The sequence below is a fragment of the Pseudomonas sp. TH15 genome (genome assembly GCF_016651105.1).
Taxonomy (GTDB): domain Bacteria; phylum Pseudomonadota; class Gammaproteobacteria; order Pseudomonadales; family Pseudomonadaceae; genus Aquipseudomonas.
On sequence record NZ_JAEKEL010000001.1, the window covers coordinates 3,575,609 to 3,595,304 of the forward strand.

General features: G+C 63.4%; 1 protein-coding gene and 1 pseudogene (1 of these 2 only partly in view). Both read left to right on the plus strand.

Going from position 1 to position 19,696, the window contains the following annotated elements; translation table 11 throughout:
* Window positions 1-13,023, plus strand: a complete 13,023-nt coding sequence (locus JFT87_RS16115) for a non-ribosomal peptide synthetase (protein ID WP_201202739.1) — start codon at window positions 1-3, stop codon at window positions 13,021-13,023.
* Window positions 13,020-19,696, plus strand: a pseudogene (locus tag JFT87_RS16120) (non-ribosomal peptide synthase/polyketide synthase) (it continues 11,157 nt past the right edge of the window). Before JFT87_RS16115 ends, JFT87_RS16120 begins: the two are co-directional and overlap by 4 nt.

Below are 19,696 nucleotides of genomic sequence, written 5' to 3' on the forward strand. Positions count from 1 at the left end.
ATGCATTTCAGCGAACTGATGGCTGTTATTTCCACCCATGCGATCCGCCTTCAACAGGAAGATGAAGACCTGGTCATTCTGGGCAGCGACGACGCGCTGGATGATGCGTTGTGGGATAGCCTTTCGGCGCACAAGGCGCAACTGCTGGAGCTGGTCGCCGAACACGGCGGTGACTGGTTGAGCCCGGCCTTTCGCATCACCCCGGACATGCTGCCGCTGGTGAATCTGCAGCAGGAAGCGCTTGACCGCATCGTTGCCACGGTGCCGGGTGGTGCCGGCAATGTGCAGGATATTTATCCGCTGTCCGCGTTGCAGGAGGGCATGCTTTATCACCATCTCTCGGCGGTTGCCGGCGACCCCTACAGCTCTCAGGCGCTCTTCGTGTTCGACAGCCAGGAACGGCTGGAGGCGTTCGCGCAGGCGTTGCGTTGGGTGGTCAAACGGCACGACATCCTGCGCACTTCGTTTGTCTGGGAATACCTCGACGAGGCCGTGCAAGTGGTCTGGCGCGAGGCGCCGCTGGTGTGTCAGGAAATCATCGTTGATAGCGGTGCCGACGTGCTGGCGCAACTGCTCGAACGTCACGCGCTACAGAACTTCCGTCTCGACATCCAGCAAGCGCCGCTGCTGCGCATCGTCTATGCGCAGGATCCCGCCGAGGGCCGCGTTGTCGCGCTGTTGCTGTTTCATCACATGATCATTGATCACGTGGCGCTGGAGGTGATACGCCGGGAAATTCAGGCCTATCTGCTCGGGCAGACCGCGCAAGTGTCGGCGGCGGTGCCGTATCGCGATCATTTGGCCAGGGCACGCAATGCTGGCAATGAGCAGGCTCAGGAAGCGTTTTTCCGCGAGATGCTTGCCGACATCGACGAGCCAACGCTGCCGTGCGGTGTGCAGGATGTACAGGGCGACGGCCACGCCATCGAGCAAGCCTCGTTGATGCTCGACGGTCGCTTGATCCGGCAGTTGCGCGAACAGGCTCGGCAGTTGGGCGTGAGTGTTGCAAGCCTGACGCACTTGGCACTGGCGCGGGTGCTGGGGCAATTGTCCGGGCGCACGGCGGTGGTGTTTGGCACTGTGCTGCTGGGGCGGATGGACGCGGGCGAGGGCGGTGAGCAGGCGTTGGGGATGTTCATCAACACGCTGCCGCTGCGGGTTGATGTCGGCGAGCAAAGCGTGCGTGCTGGCGTGCTGGCGGGACATCGGCGCCTGACCGCGTTGCTGGCCCATGAGCAAGCCTCGCTGGCCCTGGCCCAACGCTGCAGCGCAGTGGCTGTGCCAACGCCACTGTTCAGCGCGATCCTCAATTATCGGCACAACAGCGCCGAAGCAATCGCTGACGTGATCGACATTGCCTCCGGTGTACAAATGGTGGGCGTCCGAGGGCGCACCAACTATCCGCTGACGATCAACATCGATGACCTCGGCGAAGACTTGCGTATCACCGCGCTGGCGGATGCCGTGCTCGGCGCCGAGCGCATGACGGCTTATCTGAATGCCGCACTGGAAAGCCTGGCCACGGCCCTGCAACACACGCCTGATGCGCCGCTGCACACTCTGCAAATCCTCCCGGCCAGCGAACGCCAACAGCTGCTGCACGGCGGCAATGCTCCGCTGGCGCAGTTCGCCGAAACGCCGCTGATTCACCAGCAATTCGAAGCCCGTGCGCACGCCCGCCCGGACGCCACGGCGTTGATTTTCGAAGGGCAGACGCTCAGCTACGGCGAACTCAACCGCCGCTCTAATCAGGTCGCCCATCACCTTCTGGCGCTGAACATTCGTCCTGACGATCGCGTGGCTATCTGCGTCGAACGTGGCCCGCAAATGATCATCGGCCTGCTCGGCGTACTCAAGGCCGGCGCCGGTTACGTGCCGATCGACCCGGCCTATCCACTGGAGCGTATTCATTTCACCTTGCAGGACAGCGCCCCGGCAGCCGTGCTCCTGCAAGCCGCGACGCGCGAGTGCGTCGCCGATCTCGACGTGCCGCAGATCGACCTCGACAGCGGCCACCTGAAGGCCGAACTCGACAGCAATCCGCAGATCCCCGAACTGACACCAGCCCATTTGGCCTACGTGATCTACACCTCCGGCTCCACCGGTTTGCCCAAAGGCGTGATGGTCGAGCACCGCAACGTGGCGCGCCTGTTCTCTGCCACCCAGGACTGGTTCGAGTTCAATCAGCAGGACATTGGGGCGCTGTTCCATTCCTTCGCGTTCGACTTCTCGGTGTGGGAAATCTGGGGCGCGCTGGCGTTTGGCGGGCAATTGCTGCTGGTCCCGCAAGCCGTCAGCCGCTCGCCAGACGACTGCTATGCACTGCTGTGTAAAACCGGCGTAACCGTGCTCAACCAGACGCCGAGCGCGTTCCGCCAATTGATCGCCGCACAGGGTCGCAGCCCGTTGCAGCACTCGCTGCGTGAAGTGATCTTCGGTGGCGAAGCGTTGGAGCCGGGCCTGCTCAAGCCGTGGTATGCGCGGGTCGGCAATGCCGGAACGCGGTTGGTGAATATGTACGGCATCACCGAAACCACCGTGCACGTGACCTATCGGCCGTTGCAGGCTGCCGACGCGCAGTTGGTCGGCGTCAGCCCGATTGGTGTGCGCATTCCCGACCTGCAACTGTATGTTCTCGATGCTCAGCGTGAACCGGTTCCGGCCGGCGTGATTGGCGAGTTGTACGTTGGCGGCGCAGGTGTCGCGCGCGGTTATCTGAACCGTGAAGCGCTGACGGCCGAGCGTTTTATCAATGATCCGTTCGGTGAAAACGCCGATGCGCGGTTGTACAAAACCGGCGACCTCGCCCGTTATGGCGCCGACGGCAGCATTGAGTACATGGGCCGCATCGATCATCAGGTGAAGATTCGCGGTTTCCGCATCGAGCTGGGGGAAATCCAGGCGCGCCTGGCGGCCTGCGCAGGCGTGCGTGAAGCCGTGGTGATCGCTCGTGAGGACAGCCCCGGCGATCAACGTCTGGTCGCTTACTGGCTGGCCGACGCAGGCGCCGCGCCGGACGTGGCGCAATTGCGCGATCAACTGCTGGCGTCGCTGGCTGAGTACATGGTGCCGAGCGCGTTCGTGCGTCTGGACGCTTTGCCGCTGACCACCAACGGCAAGCTCGACCGCAAAGCCTTGCCGGCGCCGGACAGCGAGGCCTTTGCCCGGCGTGGTTTCGAAGCACCGGTCGGTGCCGTGGAAACGCTGATTGCCGGGCTCTGGCAAACACTACTGGGCGTCGAGCAGGTCGGTCGCCATGACAACTTCTTCGAACTCGGCGGTCATTCGTTGCTGGCGGTGAAGCTGATCGAGCGCATGCGTCAGCAGGATTTGCATTGCGACGTGCGCGTGCTGTTCGGCCAGCCAAGCGTGGCGGCGCTGGCGGCGACCTTGAGCAAGGAGCGCGTCATCGTCGTGCCGGACAACCTGATCGAGCCGGGATGCTCGCGCATTACCCCGGCCATGTTGCCGCTGACCCATCTCGATCAAGCCGCTGTTGACCGTGTCGTCGCCAGCGTGCCGGGCGGTATTGCCAATGTGCAGGATATTTATGCTCTGGCGCCGTTGCAGGCGGGGATTCTCTATCACCATCTGGCAACCCGTACCGGTGATCCGTATGTGTTGCAGACGCAATTCGCCTTCGACGGTCTGGCGCAGATCAAAGACTTCGTCCGTGCCTTGAACAGCGTGATCAAGCGCCATGACATTCTGCGCACCGGCATTGTCTGGGAAGGGCTGGAAGAGGCGGTGCAAGTGGTCTGGCGCGAGGCGCCGCTGGCGCTGGAACGCGTCGATGCCGATGAGCTCGACGGCGATGTACTGGCGCAGATGCAGGCGCGTTTCGATCCGCGGCACTATCGCCTGGACCTCAATCGCGCGCCGCTGATGCGCTTTGTCTACACCGAAGATCGGTCGCACAACCGCTGGATCGGCATTCTCCTGATGCACCATATCGTCCTCGATCACACCGCTCTGGAAGTGCTGGTTGCGGAAATGAGCGACGTCATGCTCGGCCATAGCGTCGATCTGCCGCCGCCGGTGCAGTATCGTAACTTTGTCGCACAGGCGCGGCTCGGGGCCGATGATCAGGCCCACGAAGCATTTTTCCGCGAGATGCTCGCCGACATTGACGAGCCGTCTGTGGCCTTCGGTTTGCAGAACGTGCACGGCGACGGCAGCGATATTCTCGACAGTTACTTGATGCTGGATGCCGGCCTCGGCCAACGTCTGCGCGAGCAGGCGCGGCGTCTCGGTATCAGTGTCGCGAGCCTGGTGCATCAGGCCTGGGCTCAGGTCCTGGCACAGGTTTCCGGCCAGCAGGACGTGGTGTTCGGCACCGTGCTGCTCGGGCGCATGCAGGGCGGAGACGGCGCTGATCGGGCGCTGGGCATGTTCATCAACACCTTGCCGCTGCGCGTCAGCGTCGGTGTTGAATCGGTAGAAAACGGCGTGCGTGCCACCCATGCGCGCCTGGCGCGGTTGCTTGGTCACGAGCAAGCCTCGCTGGCGCTGGCCCAGCGTTGCAGCGGTGTCGCCGGTTCGCAGGCGCTGTTCAGCACCTTGCTCAACTACCGCCACAGTGCGCCCGAGTCGGCCGCTGTAGCGTGGGATGGCGTGCAGATTCTCAGCTCGCGCGAGCGCAGCAATTATCCGCTGGTGGTCAGTGTCGACGACCTCGGCGAAGGTTTCCGTTTGAGCGTGCAAGCCGTGCCACAGGTGGATGGCGCGCGGGTCTGCGATTACTTGCAAACAGCGTTGCACAGTTTGGTCACGGCACTTGAGTACACGCCGACGGCGCCGTTGCAGCAACTGTCGATTGTGTCGCCGAGCGAGCGCCAACGGGTGCTGGTCGGCTTCAATATCAGCGGTCGTGAATACCCGCCCGCGCAGACCGTGCCGCGCCTGTTCGAAGCGCAAGTGGCGGCGCATCCCGAGGCCCTGGCGGTGGTGCAAGGCGAGCAACGGCTCAGCTACCGCGAACTGAATCAGCGCGCCAATCGCCTCGCCCATCACTTGATCGGCCTCGGCGTGCAAGTCGATGACCGTGTCGCGTTGTGCCTGCGGCGTGGCCCGGACATGCTCGTTGCGCTGCTGGCGATTCTCAAGGCTGGCGCGGGTTATGTGCCGATTGATCCGGATTACCCGGCTGAACGCATCGCCTACCTGTTGCAGGACAGCGACCCGATCGCGGTGCTGGCGCAGGCGTCGACACGTGAACTGCTCGGCAGGGTGCCGGTGATCGATCTGGACGCCAGCGACTGGCAGCACTTGCCGGACAACAATCCGCAACGGCCGGGGCTGACGCCGGCGAATCTGGCCTACGTGATCTACACCTCGGGTTCTACCGGTCAGCCGAAAGGCGTGATGGTCGAGCACCGGACGTTGGAAAACCTCGTGCACTGGCACGCCGAAACCTTCGATCTGCACGCTGGCAGCCACACCGCCAGCGTCGCCGGTTGCGGTTTCGATGCGATGGCGTGGGAAGTCTGGCCGGCACTGTGTGTCGGCGCGACCTTGCACCTGCCGCCGTCTTCGATCGGCAATGAACACCTCGATGAATTGCTCGAGTGGTGGCGCACGCAACCGCTGCAGGTGAGCTTTCTGCCGACCCCGGTGGCCGAATACGCATTCAGTCGTGAACTGGGCCATCCAACCCTGCGCACGCTGCTGATCGGTGGCGACAAGTTGCGGCAATTTCCGCGTGATCAGAGCTTCGCTGTGATCAATAACTACGGTCCGACCGAAGCCACGGTGGTAGCGACTTCCGGGCTGATCGAGCCCGGCCGGGTTTTGCACATCGGCCGGCCGATCGCCAATGCGCGGGTTTATCTGCTGGATCGTCAGCAACAACCTGTACCGAGCGGTGTGCAGGGCGAGTTGTATGTCGGTGGCGCCGGGGTTGCACGTGGCTACCTGAATCGACCGGAACTGACCGCCGCACACTTTCTCGACGACCCGTTCAGCGATGAACCGCAGGCGCGCATGTACCGCACCGGTGACCTCGCGCGCTGGCTGGCTGACGGCAACATCGAATACCTGGGGCGCAACGATGATCAGGTGAAGCTGCGCGGCGTGCGCATCGAGCTTGGCGAAATCGAAGCGGCGTTGAGCGCCCACGACAAGGTCCGCGAATGCGTTGTGCTGGTGCGTGATGGGCGTCTGGTTGCATGGTTCACCGAAATCGATCCTGTCGAAACCGGCGACCTGCATCGCCACCTGCAAACCCGACTGCCGGACACGTTGGTGCCGGCGGCTTACGTGCGCCTGCACAGCCTGCCGCTGACCGCTCACGGCAAACTCGACCGCAAGGCCTTGCCCGAGCCGGATCAGCACGCCTGGCTCAGCCGCGAATATGAAGCGCCACAAGGTTCGGTGGAGATTGCGCTGGCGAAAATCTGGGCCGACGTACTGAACATCGAACAGATTGGCCGTCACGATAATTTCTTCGAACTCGGTGGCCATTCGCTGCTGGCGGTGAGCCTGATCGAACGCATGCGTCAGGCCGGTTTGAGCGCCGACGTGCGGGTGCTGTTCAACCAACCGAGCCTTGCTGCTTTGGCGCGTGCCTTGGGCAGTGGACGGGAAATCGAAGTGCCGGCCAATCTGATTCCGGCCGATTGCACCCGCATCACGCCCGACATGCTGACCCTGACCACATTGGATCAGGCCAGCATCGAGCGCATCGTCGCCACGGTGCCGGGCGGCGCCGCCAATGTGCAGGATATCTATCCGCTGGCACCGCTGCAGGAAGGCATTCTTTATCACCACTTGAGCGCTGAACAGGGCGATCCGTACCTGCTGCAATCGCGTCTGGCTTTCGACAGTCTCGAACGTTTGCAGACCTTCGCCGCACACTTGCAGCAGGTCATCGCCCGTCACGACATTCTGCGCACCAGCGTGGTCTGGGAGGGTTTGCCCAGCCCACAGCAGGTGGTCTGGCGCGAAGCGCAAATGGTCGTGCAGCAAGTGCCGCTGGAGGCGCAGAACGGCGACATTCTCGAACAATTGCACGCACGTTTCGATGCCCGGCATTACCGCCTCGACCTGAATCAGGCGCCGCTGATTCGCATGGTCTATGCCGAGGATCCGTTGCAACAGCAAGTGGTCGCCATCGTGCTGTTCCATCACTCGATTCTCGACCACACCGCCATGGACGTTATCGGTCGGGAAATGCACGCGTTGATGTTCGATCAGTTCGACACCCTGACGCCGCCGATGCCGTACCGTAACTACGTGGCGCAGGCCCGTCTCGGCGCCGATGAGCAGGAACACGAAGCGTTCTTCCGCGAGATGCTCGGTGATATCGACGAGCCGACCTTGCCCTTCGGTTTGCAGGATGTGCAGGGTGATGGGCGCGGCATTGAAGAAGCGCTGCAACCGGTCGATGCCGCACTCAATCTGCGCCTGCGTGAACAGGCGCGGCAGTTGGGTGTCAGCCCGGCGAGCCTGATGCACATGGCCTGGGCGCAGGTGTTGGGCGTGGTGTCCGGGCGCCGCGACGTGGTGTTCGGCACTGTGTTGATGGGGCGCATGCAGGGCGGCGAGGGTGCCGACCGCACGTTGGGGGTGTTCATCAACACTTTGCCGCTACGGGTCGATCTCACGGAAGGCGTGCGCGCCGGGGTGAAAACCACCCACGCACGGCTGACGGCGCTGCTCGGTCATGAACACGCCTCACTGGCGCTGGCCCAACGTTGCAGTGCCATGACCGGTTCCGCACCGCTGTTCAGCGCCTTGCTCAACTACCGGCACAGCGCCGCCGAACAACAGCCGCACGACGGTCAGGGCATCTGGCAAGGCGTGCGCATGCTTGGCGGCGAGGAGCGCAGCAATTATCCGCTGACCCTGTCGGTGGATGATCTGGGCGAAGGTTTTGCCTTGGACGTGCTGGCGCTCGCCGACATCGGTGCGCAACGAATCTGCAGTTACATGCACACCGCACTCGAACATCTGGTGACGGCACTGGAGCAGACGCCGCAACGTCCGCTCAACCGTTTGCCAGTGCTTTCGGTGGCCGAGTACGAGCACGTGCTGGTCGGCTTCAACCAGCACTCAGCGGCCTATCCGCGTGGCGCGACGATCCACCGCTTGGTCGAAGCTCAGGCCGAGCAGCAACCGGATGCTTTGGCAGTGGTTCAAGGCACGCGGCAACTGACCTACGCGCAGCTCAATCAGCGCGCCAATCGCCTGGCCCATCACTTGCTCGGGCTCGGCTTGCAGCCCGACGACCGCATCGCCGTGTGCCTGCGCCGCAGCCCGGACATGCTTGTCGCGTTGCTGGCGATCCTCAAGGCGGGCGCCGGTTATGTGCCGGTCGACCCGGCGTACCCGGCGGAACGCATCGCCTATCTGTTGCAGGACAGCGCGCCGATGGCGGTGCTGGGGCAGGCTGCGACGGCTGATTTGCTTGGAAGCGTGCCGCTGATTGATCTGGACAACCCCACCTGGCAACAGCTCTGCGACAGTAACCCGCAATTGCCGACGCTGACCCCGGCGCATCTGGCCTATGTGATCTACACCTCCGGCTCCACCGGCCAGCCGAAAGGCGTGATGGTCGAACACGCAACACTGGAAAACCTTGTGCACTGGCACTGCGAGGCCTTTGATCTGCGCGCCGGCAGCCACACGTCGAGTGTCGCCGGCTTTGGTTTCGATGCCATGGCGTGGGAGGTCTGGCCGGCGCTGTGCGTCGGCGCGACCCTGCACCTGCCACCGCAGTCGGTGCGCAACGAGCACTTGGATGAATTGCTGGAATGGTGGCGCGCGCAGCCGTTGCAGGTGAGTTTCCTGCCGACGCCGGTGGCCGAATATGCGTTCAGTCGCGACCTCGGTCATCCGACCTTGCGCACGCTGTTGATCGGTGGCGACAAATTGCGCCAGTTCCCGCGTGAACAGACCTTCGCGGTGATCAACAACTATGGCCCGACCGAAGCCACGGTGGTTGCCACCTCCGGCGCCGTCGCGGCCGGGCAGGTGCTGCACATCGGTCGGCCAATGGCCAACGCCAGGGTTTACCTGCTCGACGACCAGCAGCGCCCTGTACCGGTCGGCGTCGCCGGCGAGTTGTATGTCGGGGGTGCCGGTGTGGCGCGCGGTTATCTGAACCGGCCAGAGCTGAGCGCCGAGCGCTTCCTCGACGACCCGTTCAGCGATGAGCCACAGGCGCGCATGTACCGCACTGGCGATCTTGCTCGCTGGCTCGCCGACGGTAGCGTCGAATACCAAGGACGTAACGATGATCAGGTCAAACTGCGCGGCGTGCGCGTCGAGCTGGGCGAAATCGAAGCGGCGCTGAGCGGTCACGAAGCCGTGCAGGATTGCGTGGTGCTGGTGCGCGACGGCCAGTTGCTGGCGTGGTTTACCGAACGCCTGAACGTCGAGATCGAGGATTTGCGCAATCATCTGCAAGCGCAGTTGCCGCAAGCTTTGGTGCCTGCCGCCTACGTGCGCCTGCAAGCACTGCCGCTGACGGCCAACGGCAAACTCGACCGCAAGGCATTGCCGGAACCGGATCAAACGGCGTGGTTGAGCCGCGAATATGTTGCACCGCAAGGTTCGGTGGAAATCGCGCTGGCGCAGATCTGGTCGGACGTACTCAACGTCGAGCAGGTCGGTCGTCACGATAATTTCTTCGAGTTGGGCGGGCATTCATTGTTGGCGGTGACGCTGATCGAACGCATGCGCCAGGTCGATCTGAGCACCGACGTGCGCGTGCTGTTCAGCCAACCAACGTTGGCCGCACTCGCTGCGGCGGTGGGTAGCGGTCGCGAGGTCGCAGTGCCGGACAATCTGATTGCCGCCGATTGCACGCACATCACCCCGGACATGCTGCCACTGGTGCAACTGGATCAGGCCAGCATCGAGCGCATCGTCGCTACGGTGCCGGGCGGCGCGGCCAACGTGCAGGATATTTATCCGCTGGCGCCGTTGCAGGAAGGGATTCTGTTTCACCACCTCAGCGCCGCGCAGGGCGATCCGTACCTGCTGCAATCGTGTCTGGCGTTCGACAGCATCGAGCGGGTTCAAGCGTTCGCTGCGGCGTTGCGCCAGGTCATGACGCGCCACGACATCCTGCGCACGTCCATTGCCTGGCAAGGGCTCACGGCGCCAGTGCAAGTGGTCTGGCGGTGTGCCGAGCTGCCGGTACACGCGGTGGCGCTGGAGCCGGCGCCGGCGCAGGGTGATGCCATCGATCAGTTGCGTGCGCGCTTCGATGCGCGGCACTGGCGTCTGGACCTGGAACAGGCGCCGCTCATGCGTCTGGTGTATGCCCTCGATCCTCACAATCAGCGCGTTGTGGCCATGCTGCTGTTCCACCACATCGCCATGGACCACACTGCGCTGGCGGTGGTCAGCGCAGAAATGCAGGCGATTTTACAGGGTGATGAGTGGCTGCCGGAGGCCGCTGTGCCGTACCGCAATTATGTTGCGCAGACCCGACTTGGCGTCAGCGAGCAAGAGCACGAAGCGTTCTTCCGCGAGATGCTCGGGGACATCGATGAACCGACGCTGCCATTCGGTTTGCAAGATGTGCACGGCGACGGCAATGACATCGAGGAAGTCTGCCAGCCGTTGCCCGCCGTGGTGGCGCAGCGTCTGCGCAGTCAGGCGCGGTTGCTGGGCGTCAGCGTTGCCAGTCTGTTCCACCTCGCCTGGGCGCAAGTGTTGGCGGCAACGTCCGGTCAGGAGCGGGTGGTCTTCGGTACGGTGCTGCTTGGCCGCATGCAGGGCGGGGCGGGCGCGGATCGCGGGCTGGGCATGTTCATCAACACCTTGCCTTTGCGCGTGGAGGTCGACGAAACCAGCGTGCGCGCCGGGGTCAAGGCGACCCATGCGCGGCTCAGTGCGCTGTTGGCCCACGAACATGCTTCGCTGGCACTGGCCCAGCGTTGCAGCGGTGTCGCGGCGCCGTCGCCGTTGTTCAGTGCGATGCTCAACTACCGGCACAGCGACAATGAAACCCGCCAGGACGCCAAGCGTGAAGCCTGGCAAGGCATCCAGTCCCTGGCCGGTGAGGAACGCACCAACTATCCGTTGACCCTCAACGTCGATGATCTGGGCAACGCTTTTGAACTGACAGTAATGACCCCGTCGCGCCTGGGGGCGGCGCGCATCGGTCAGTTCATGCATAACGCGCTGAGCGCGCTGGTTGAAGCGTTGGAACACACGCCACAGCAACCCTTGAACCGCCTGAGCGTGTTGCCGGAAGAGGAGCGACAGGCGTTGCTGTTCGGCCTCAACGACACCCACGTCAATTACGATTTGCAGCAGACGCTGCACGGTTTGTTCGAGGCGCAGGTGCGGCGTACGCCACAGGCTGTGGCGCTCGTCATCGGCGATCAGACATTGAGCTACACCCAGTTGAACGAGCGCGCCAATCGCTTGGCCAGGCACTTGATCAGCCTTGGCGTGCAAGTGGATTCGCGGGTGGCGATCTGCGTCGAGCGCAGCCTGGAAATGGTCATCGGCCTGCTGGCGATCAACAAGGCTGGCGCTGGTTATGTACCGCTGGACCCGACCTATCCGCCGGAGCGTCTGGCCTACATGCTCGAGGACAGCGCGCCAAGCGTGGTGCTGGTGCACACGGCGACCCGCGCGTTGCTGCAAGACATCTCGGCAACGGTAGTCGACCTCGATCAGAACAGCCGGCAATCCTTGTCTGCCGACAATCCGCAGATCCCGGCGCTGACGCCACAGCACACTGCGTACGTGATCTACACCTCCGGCTCGACCGGCCAGCCCAAAGGCGTGGTCAACGAGCATGCCGGTGTGGTCAACCGCTTGCTGTGGATGCAGGACGCCTATCGCCTGAGCGCTGCCGACTCGGTGTTGCAGAAAACCCCGTTCAGCTTCGACGTGTCGGTGTGGGAGTTCTTCTGGCCGCTGATGACCGGCGCACGGCTGGTCATGGCCCAGCCCGGCGGGCACAAGGATCCGCAGTACCTGAGCGAGGTGATCGAGCGTGAAAACATCACCACGCTGCACTTTGTACCGTCGATGCTTGATGTGTTCCTCGCCAACAGCGACACCGCGCGCTGCGACGGCGTGCGTCAGGTGATGTGCAGTGGTGAAGCGTTGCCGGGCAGTCTGGTGCGGCGCTTCAAACTGCAATTGCCGGGCAGCGGATTGCATAACCTGTACGGCCCGACCGAAGCGGCTGTCGACGTCACCGCGTGGGATTGCGCCGGGCCTATCGAGCAGGTTGCGGACAACACCCCGATCGGCAAACCGATCGCCAACACCCGCCTGTACATCCTCGATGCGCACCAGCAGCCGGTGCCGCAAGGCGTGGTCGGCGAGTTGTACATCGGCGGCGTACAGGTTGCGCGGGGGTATCTGAACCGGCCTGAGCTAAGTGCCGAGCGCTTCCTCGACGACCCGTTCCAGGCCAACGGTCGGATGTACCGCACCGGCGACGTCGCGCGGTATCGGCCTGACGGCAACATCGAATACCTGGGCCGTAACGACGATCAGGTGAAGATCCGTGGTTTGCGCATCGAACTGGGAGAAATTCAGGCGCGGCTTGCCCAGATCGAAGGCGTGCAGGAGGCCGTGGTGGTGGCCCGTGAAGACGTGCCCGGCGATAAACGTCTGCTCGCGTACTACACCGGAGAACGGCTGGACATCGACGTGCTGCGCAGTCATTTGCTCGAGCACTTGCCGGACTACATGGTGCCCGCCGTGTTCGTGCATCTCGATGCGTTGCCGCTGAGCCCCAACGGCAAGCTCGACCGCAAGGCGCTGCCGGCGCCGGATCAGCAATCGCTGAAAACACGCGAATACGAAGCGCCGGTCGGCGACGTCGAAATCACCCTCGCACGGCTCTGGGCCGAGTTGCTCAACGTCGAACGGGTAGGGCGCCACGACCATTTCTTTGAATTGGGTGGTCACTCATTACTGGCGGTCAGTCTGATCGGCCGGTTGCGTCAGGAAGGCATGGAAGCCGATGTCAGGGCGTTGTTCGAACAACCGACCCTGGCCGGCTACGCCGCAATTACGGAAAGAATGGAGATCGTCCTGTGAATGTGCTCGAACTGTTGGCAACCCTGAAAGCAAAAGACATTCAGTTGGCGGTGACCGATGAGCAATTGCGCGCAAACGGTAACAAGCAGGCGTTGAGCGATCCGGCGCTGCTGGCGGCGCTGCGCGAGCATAAACCGGCACTGATCGAACTGATCAAGGCGGGGCAATACTCGGCCGCCCGGGCCGATCAGATCGACGTGCCGGCCAACGACATTCTTCCCGGCAGCACGCACATCACGCCGGCGATGGTGACCCTGGCTGAAGTCGATCAGCCAACCCTCGACCGCTTGATCGCCGCCGTCCCGGGTGGCGCTGCCAATGTGCAGGACATCTATCCCCTGGCGCCGTTGCAGGAAGGCATTCTCTATCACCACGCCAGCAACGAGCAGGGCGATCCGTACGTCATGCAATCGTACTTTGCGTTCAGCAGCCGCGAGCGTCTGCAGGACTTCGCTCAAGCCTTGCAAAAGGTCATCGATCGCCACGACATCTTGCGCACGGCGGTGCATTGGGAAGGGCTGGACGTACCGCTGCAAGTGGTCTGGCGCCAGGCGCAGTTGCCGATGGAAGAGGTCGTGTTGCAAGACGGCGATACCGATGCGCTGCAGCAATTGCACGAGCGCTTCGATGCGCGGCATTTCCGCCTCGACGTCAAGCACGCCCCGATGATGCGTCTGGCCTACGCGTGGGATGAGGACGGTCAGCGCGTGGTCGCGACGTTGCTGTTCCATCACATGGCGCTGGACCACTCGGCGCTCGACGTGGTGCGTCACGAACTGCTCGCCTGCCTTACCGGTCAGGGTGAATCGCTCGGGCGCCCGGTGCCGTTTCGCAATTACGTGGCGCAAGCGCGACTGGGCATCAGCGAAGCCGAACACGAGGCGTTTTTTCGCGAGATGCTCGGGGACATTGCCGAGCCGACGCTGCCGTACGGTTTGCAGGACGTGCAGGGCGACGGCCTCGGTATCGCCGAACTGAGCCAGCCGATCAACCCGCTGCTTGGCCAGCGTCTGCGCGTGCAGGCGCGGCAGCTCGGCGTGAGTGCCGCGAGCCTGTTTCATCTGGGCTGGGCGCAGGTATTGGCCACGCTTACCGGCAAACACAGCGTGGTCTTCGGTACGGTGCTGATGGGGCGCATGCAGGGCGCCGAAGCCACCGAGCGAGCACTGGGAATCTTCATCAACACCTTGCCGCTGCGGGTCGATGTCGATGCGCAAGGCGTGCGCGCGGCGGTGGAGGCGACCCACAAACGCCTGACCACGCTGATGCGCCACGAACACGCGCCACTGGCATTGGCCCAGCGTTGCAGCGGCGTGGTTGCGCCGACGCCGCTGTTCAGCGCCTTGCTCAATTACCGTCACAGCCACACGGCGGCGACGGCCGGTGCCGAAACCCTGGCCGCGTGGGAAGGCATCAGCACGATCAGCTCCGAAGAACGCACCAACTACCCGCTGACCCTCAGCGTCGATGATTTCGGCGATGCCTTCAGCCTGACGTTGCTGGCGACCACCGAGGTCGATCCACAGCGCCTCTGCGATTACCTGCACTGCGCACTGGAAAGTCTGGTGCTGGCGCTGGAGCAATCGCCCGACACCGCGATCAACCAATTGCCGATTCTGCCGGCGGCAGAGCGCGAGCAGGTGCTGCTGGCATTCAATGCCACCCATGCCGACTTCCCGGCAACAATGACCATTGCCCAACGGTTCGAGGCGCAAGCGGCGCAGCGGCCAGAAGCGTTGGCCGCACAGTTTTTGGCTGAGCAATTGAGCTATGCCGAGCTCAACCGGCATGCAAACGCCTTGGCCCATCATCTGATCGCGCTCGGTGTAAAACCCGATGATCGCGTCGCCATCGTCGCCCGCCGTGGCCTCGATACCTTGGTCGGGTTGGTCGCTATTCTCAAGGCGGGCGCCGGTTATGTGCCGGTCGACCCGGCGCACCCGGCCGAGCGTCTGCATTATTTGCTCAGCGACAGCGCCCCCGTTGCCGTACTGACCCAGAACACTCTGCGTGAGCGCTTGCCGGCGCTGCAGGTGCCGGTGATCGATCTCGACCCGCTGACCTGGCCCCTGAGCGAAACCTGTGATCCGCACGTGCCGGGCCTGACCCCGGCGCACCTGGCCTACGTGATCTACACCTCCGGTTCCACCGGCCTGCCCAAAGGCGTGATGGTCGAGCACCGCACCCTGTCGAATCTGGTCGACTGGCATTGCAGCGCGTTTGATCTGTGCGCCGGTCGCCATACCTCAAGCCTTGCCGGGTTCGGTTTCGACGCGATGGCGTGGGAAGTCTGGCCGGCGTTGTGCGCCGGCGCGACCTTGCACCTGGCACCGACTCACGAAGGCACCGAGGACATCGATGCGCTGCTCGACTGGTGGCGCGCGCAGCCGCTGGACGTGAGTTTCCTGCCGACGCCCGTGGCTGAATACGCCTTCAGCCAGAACCTCGAACACCCGACGCTGCGCACACTGCTGATCGGTGGCGATCGCCTGCGCCAGTTCAGCCGCAATCAGCAATTCGATGTAATCAACAACTACGGTCCGACCGAGGCCACTGTGGTCGCGACCTCTGGACGCATCGAGGCGGGCGATGCCTTGCACATCGGCAAACCGGTGGCCAACGCCACGGTGTACCTGCTGGATGAACAGCAGCGGCCTGTGCCGATTGGCGTCATGGGCGAGTTGTATGTTGGCGGCGCGGGGGTTGCGCGTGGCTATTTGAACCGTGCCGACCTGAGCGCCGAGCGCTTCCTCCACGACCCATTCAGCACTGTGCCGAATGCGCGCATGTATCGCACCGGCGACCTCGCGCGTTGGCGCGCCGATGGCACGATTGACTACCTGGGGCGCAACGACGATCAGGTGAAAATCCGTGGTGTGCGCATCGAACTCGGCGAAATCGAAACCCGCCTCAATCAATTGCCCGGCATTCAGGAAGCCGTGTTGCTGGCCCGTGAAGACGAGCCCGGTCAACCGCGGCTGGTGGCCTATTTCACCGAGCAGAGTCAGGTCGAACCGCTGGCCGTGGCCGAGTTGCGTGCGCACCTGCTGACCCAGTTGCCGGAGTACATGGTGCCGGTGGCGTTCGTCAAACTCGACGCGCTGCCGTTGACCGCCAACGGCAAGGTCGATCGCAAGGCCCTACCGAAACCCGAGCGTGCGGCGCTGTTCACCCGTGAATATGCAGCGCCCGAAGGCGAGGTGGAAACCGCGCTGGCGCAGATCTGGGCCGATGTGCTGCAAGTCGAGCGGGTCGGGCGTCAGGATCACTTTTTCGAACTCGGTGGCCATTCGCTGCTGGCGATGCGCATGGTCTCGCAAGTCCGGCAACGGCTGGGTGTGGAGTTGGCTCTGGGGGATTTGTTCGCCAACGCCGAACTGGCGGCGGTCGCTGCGGTTCTCAGCGCCGCCGGGCGCTGTGCGCAACCGCAAATCCTGCCGGTACCGCGCGAGGGCGCCTTGCCGCTGTCGTTCGCCCAGCAACGCCTGTGGTTTCTGGCACAGATGGAAGGTGCCAACACCGCTTACAACATTCCCGTGGCCCTGCGCCTGCGCGGCCGACTCGACGACGATGCGTTGCAACGTGCACTGGCACGCATCGTCGCCCGTCATGAAACCCTGCGCAGCCGATTCGCCCAGTACAACGACGAAGCGCAAGTGCTGATCGCCCCGGTCGACAGCGGTCTGCTGCTGCGCATCGAAGACCTGCGCCAGCACCCGCAACCCGACGAAACCTTGCAGGCGCTGATTCAGGGCGAAGCGTCGGGGCCGTTCGATTTGCAGGACGATGCGCTGATCCGCGGACGCTTGGTGCGTCTGGCCGACGATCACCATGTGCTGTTGCTGACCCTGCACCACATCATCTCTGATGGCTGGTCGATGGGGGTTTTGACCCGCGAACTGATGGCGTTGTATCAGGCGTTCAGCCATGGCCGGCCGGATCCACTGCCGCCGCTGGCGCTGCAATACACCGATTACGCGGTGTGGCAGCGACGCTGGCTCAGCGGCGAGGTGTTGCAGCGCCAAAGCGAATACTGGCAGCAGCATCTCGTGGGCGCGCCAGCGTTGCTGATGTTGCCGACCGATCGTGCGCGCCCGGCACAGCAAGACTATGCCGGCAGCAGTGTCGACGTTGTGCTCGACGAACGCTTGAGCGCCGGCCTGAAGGCGCTGGGCCAACGGCACGGCGTGACGTTGTACATGACGCTGATGAGCGCCTGGGCAATGCTGCTCAGTCGTTTGTCCGGTCAGGCGGAAGTCGTGATCGGCTCGCCCGTGGCCAACCGCAACCGAGCCGAGATCGAAGGCTTGATCGGCATGTTCGTCAACACCCTGGCCATGCGCATCGATACCTCGGGCGAGCTCAGCGTTGAAGCGCTGTTGGCGCGGGTCAAGGCGCTGACGCTGGCCGCGCAGACGCATCAGGATCTGCCGTTCGAACAAGTGGTGGAGATTATTCGTCCGCTGCGCAGCCTGGCGCACAGTCCGGTGTTCCAGACGTTGTTGAGTTGGGACGCTCTCGAAGGTCCGGCGCTGGCCCTCGGTGATTTGACGCTGGAAGGCGTGGCCGAGCCGAGCCACTTTGCCAAGTTTGATTTGTCGCTGAGCCTGGGCGAGGCCAACGGGGTGATTCGGGGTTCGCTGGAGTACGCCACCGCGTTGTTCGACGAGGCGACGGTGCTGCGTTTTGTCGGGTATTTCCAGCGTCTGTTGCAGGCGATGGTCGCCAACGATCAAACGGTGCTGGAGCACGCACCGCTATTGGCGCAGGACGAACAGCAACGTTTGTTGGGCGACTTCAATGCGACGACAGCGGATTACAACCTTGAGCAGACGATTCATGGTCTGTTCGAGGCGCAAGTAGCGCGCACGCCGTTGGCGATTGCGTTGCAGAGTGACGCGCAGCGCCTGAGCTTCGCCGAACTCAACGCCAGGGCCAACCAACTGGCACGGCACCTGCGCGGCTTGGGAGTGCAGCCTGATTCGCGGGTGGCGATTTGCGTCGAGCGTGGTCTGGACATGGTCATCGGACTGCTGGCGATCCTCAAGGCCGGTGGCGGTTACGTGCCGCTGGATCCGGCGTATCCGCTGGAACGTCTGGCCTACATGCTGGAGGACAGTGCGCCCTTGGCGGTTTTGGTACAGGGTTCCACGCGCGAGCTACTCGGTGAGATGGCCGCAGCGGTGATCGATCTCGATCAAGCGCATTGGCAATCGCAGCCGACGGGCAATCTGTGCGTCGCTGAGTTGACCCCGCAACACACTGCCTACGTGATTTACACCTCTGGCTCGACCGGTCAGCCGAAGGGCGTGATCAACGAACACCGCGGGGTGGTCAACCGCCTGCTGTGGATGCAGGACGCTTATCAACTGACGGCGGCTGACACGGTTTTACAGAAAACCCCGTTCAGTTTCGACGTGTCGGTTTGGGAGTTTTTCTGGCCGTTGATGACGGGCGCACGACTGGTCATGGCGCAGCCCGGCGGGCACAAGGATCCGCAGTACCTGAGCGAAGTGATCGAACGCGAACACATCACCACGCTGCACTTTGTGCCGTCGATGCTCGACGTATTCCTCGCTAACAGCGACACCACACGCTGCGACAGCCTGCGTCAGGTGATGTGCAGCGGTGAAGCGTTGCCGGGCAGTCTGGTACGGCGTTTCAAACTGCAATTGCCGGGCAGCGAGTTGCATAACCTCTACGGCCCGACCGAAGCCGCCGTCGACGTCACCGCGTGGAATTGCTCCGGGCCACTGGAGCAAACCCCGGACAACACACCGATCGGCAAACCGATCGCCAACACCCGGATGTACATCCTCGACGGTCAACAACAACCTGTGCCGCAAGGCGTGGTCGGTGAGTTGTACATCGGCGGTGTGCAGGTGGCACGGGGTTATCTGAACCGACCGCAGCTGAGCGCCGAACGCTTCCTCGACGATCCGTTCCAGGCCAGCGGGCGCATGTACCGCACCGGTGACGTCGCTCGCTATCTGGCCGACGGCAACATCGAATACCTGGGCCGTAACGACGATCAGGTGAAAATCCGCGGTCTGCGCATCGAGCTGGGTGAAATCCAGGCGCGTCTGACCCAGATCACTGGTGTGCAGGAAGCGGCGGTGCTGGCTCGCGAAGACGTGCCGGGCGACAAGCGTCTGGTTGCGTACTACACCGGCGAGAGGCTCGAAATCGACGTGCTGCGCGATCACCTGCTGGAGCACTTGCCGGACTACATGGTGCCCGTGGTGTTTGTGCATCTCGATGCACTGCCGCTGAGTCCCAACGGAAAACTTGACCGTAAGGCGCTGCCGGCCCCGGATCTGACAGCACTGATCTCACGCGAATACGAAGCGCCGGTCGGCGAGGTGGAAATCGCCCTCGCGCGACTGTGGGCTGAATTGCTCAATGTCGAGCGGGTAGGGCGCCACGATCACTTCTTTGAACTGGGTGGTCACTCGCTGCTGGCGGTCAACCTCGTGGCGAAAATGCGTCGCGCCGGCCTGAGCGCTGACATTCGCGTGCTGTTCAACCAGCCGACACTGGCGGCATTGGCGGCTGCCGTGGGTGGCGAGCCGGAGGCCGAAGTACCGGCCAATCGCATCACTGCCGATTGCACGCGCATCACCCCCGAGATGCTCTCGCTGGTCACACTCGATCAAGAGGCTGTTGACCGTAT

Bases quoted from the DNA above. Each gene is read 5' to 3' on its own strand.
- JFT87_RS16115 (WP_201202739.1), top strand. From the start codon at position 1: ATGCATTTCAGCGAACTGATGGCTGTTATTTCCACCCATGCGATCCGC.